Source organism: Catenulispora pinistramenti, from assembly GCF_018274385.1.
GTDB classification, from domain to species: domain Bacteria; phylum Actinomycetota; class Actinomycetes; order Streptomycetales; family Catenulisporaceae; genus Catenulispora; species Catenulispora pinistramenti.
This window is the reverse complement of record NZ_JAAFYZ010000472.1, coordinates 1-1,580: the sequence shown is the minus strand read 5'-3', so window position 1 is coordinate 1,580 and position 1,580 is coordinate 1. Positions and strand designations below refer to the sequence as shown.

The 1,580-nt window shown below is 73.0% G+C and carries 2 protein-coding genes; one reads left to right on the top strand and one right to left on the bottom strand.

Translation table 11 applies throughout. The annotated features are described in order from the left end of the window. Positions 1-101 precede the first annotated feature (101 nt). Positions 102-683 carry a TetR/AcrR family transcriptional regulator gene (locus tag KGQ19_RS48555; protein ID WP_212022419.1) on the bottom strand — a complete coding sequence of 194 codons (582 nt, stop codon included), beginning with the start codon at positions 681-683 and terminating at the stop codon, positions 102-104. A gap of 59 nt (positions 684-742) precedes the next feature. On the opposite strand from KGQ19_RS48555, the gene KGQ19_RS48550 reads away from it, so the two are divergent. Then, positions 743-1,580 (top strand): class I SAM-dependent methyltransferase (locus KGQ19_RS48550; protein ID WP_212022417.1); only part of this gene is annotated, 838 nt, incomplete at its 3' end.

Below are 1,580 nucleotides of genomic sequence, written 5' to 3'. Positions count from 1 at the left end.
GTCCGGGCGGGACTGGTGGGGGCGGCGTGCCCAGTAGCGGCGCCAGCAGCTGACCTCGCGCGTGGCGGTCCAGTAGACCGCGACCACGGCTTCGGCTGCGGCTATGCCAGGCCCAGTGCGTCCGCGACGAACCGCCGCACCTCGCCGACCGTCAGCGGTCCGTCCCCGCGCTCGGCGAATGCCAGCTGCGCCGAGCCCACCAGCATCAGGGTCTTGAGGTCGGTGTCGAGTTCGGCGGGGAGGCGGCCCAGCGCGCGTTCGGCCGCCAGGTAGCCGGCCACCATGCGCGTGCCCTCGGTCAGCACCGGCAGGCCGGGGACCCCGGCCGCGCGGAGCCGGGCCCGCAGGCCGTCGCGGAAGGTCACCAGCACCAGGACGTGCTGGGCCACCGAGCCGAAGAACTCGGTCAGCACCTCGGCCAGGTTGTCGGCGAGATCGCCCTGGCCGGCCCGGGCCCGCAGCCGCCCGTCCCGCTCCGCCACGCGCCGCGCGCAGTCGATGAGGTAGTCGGCGAGGAAGGCGTCGAAGTCGGCGAAGTGCCGGTGCAGCACCCCCTTGGCCACGCCGGCCTCGTCGGTCACCGCCCGGCTGGTCAAGGCCGCGGGCCCGGCCCGGAGCAAGACTCGCTCGGCGGCCTCGAACAGCTGTCGGCGGGGGTCGCGGATGGCAACGCCGGTCGGCACGGCGGCAGTTCCCTTCGACATCGATAGACGAGTGGGCACGCGCCCACTAAAGTGGGCACATGACCACTATACCCGCGGAAACCCCCGCTGAGCAGCCCGGCAAGTCCGCCATCGCGCAGTCCTTCGGCGAAGACCCCGCCCACTACGACCGAGCCCGCCCCCGCTATCCCCAGGACCTCATCGACCGCATCGCCGCCGAACCCGACGGCCGCACCGTCCTGGACGTCGGCTGCGGCACCGGCATCGTCGCCCGCCAACTCCAGGCCGCGGGCTGCACCGTCACCGGCATCGAGCCCGACCCGCGCATGGCGGCGTTCGCCACGAAGAGCGGCGTGACCGTCGAGGTCGCGAAGTTCGAAGACTGGGACCCCGCCGACCGCCGCTTCGACACCCTCACGGCCGGCATGACCTGGCACTGGGTCGACCCGACCGCCGGCGCCCGGCAAGCAGCGCGCGCGCTCCGCCCGGGCGGACGCATCGCCTTGTTCTGGAACGCCTTCCAGGTCCCCCCGGACCTCACCGAGGCCTTCGCGCAGGCCTACGCCACCATCCTGCCCGAGGCGCCCATGTACCAGCGCGGACTGCGCGACAGCGGGGTCCAGGACACCAGGGACATCTACGCACCCTTGCTGACCAGCACCGCCGACCTCCTCCAGCAGAACGGCTTCGACCAGGCCGACCGATGGCGCGACGAATGGCGACGCACCTACACCCGAGCCGAGTGGCTGGACCTCTTCCCCACCTTCGGCGGCCACGCGCTGATGCCGCCGGAGACCGTGGCCGCGCTGCAAGAAGCCATCGGCGCGGAGATCGACGCGGCCGGCGGCGAGTTCGTGGTGGAATACGCGACGGTGACGGTGAGCGCGGTGCGGCGGGACGGTGGGGGCGCTGTCTCTT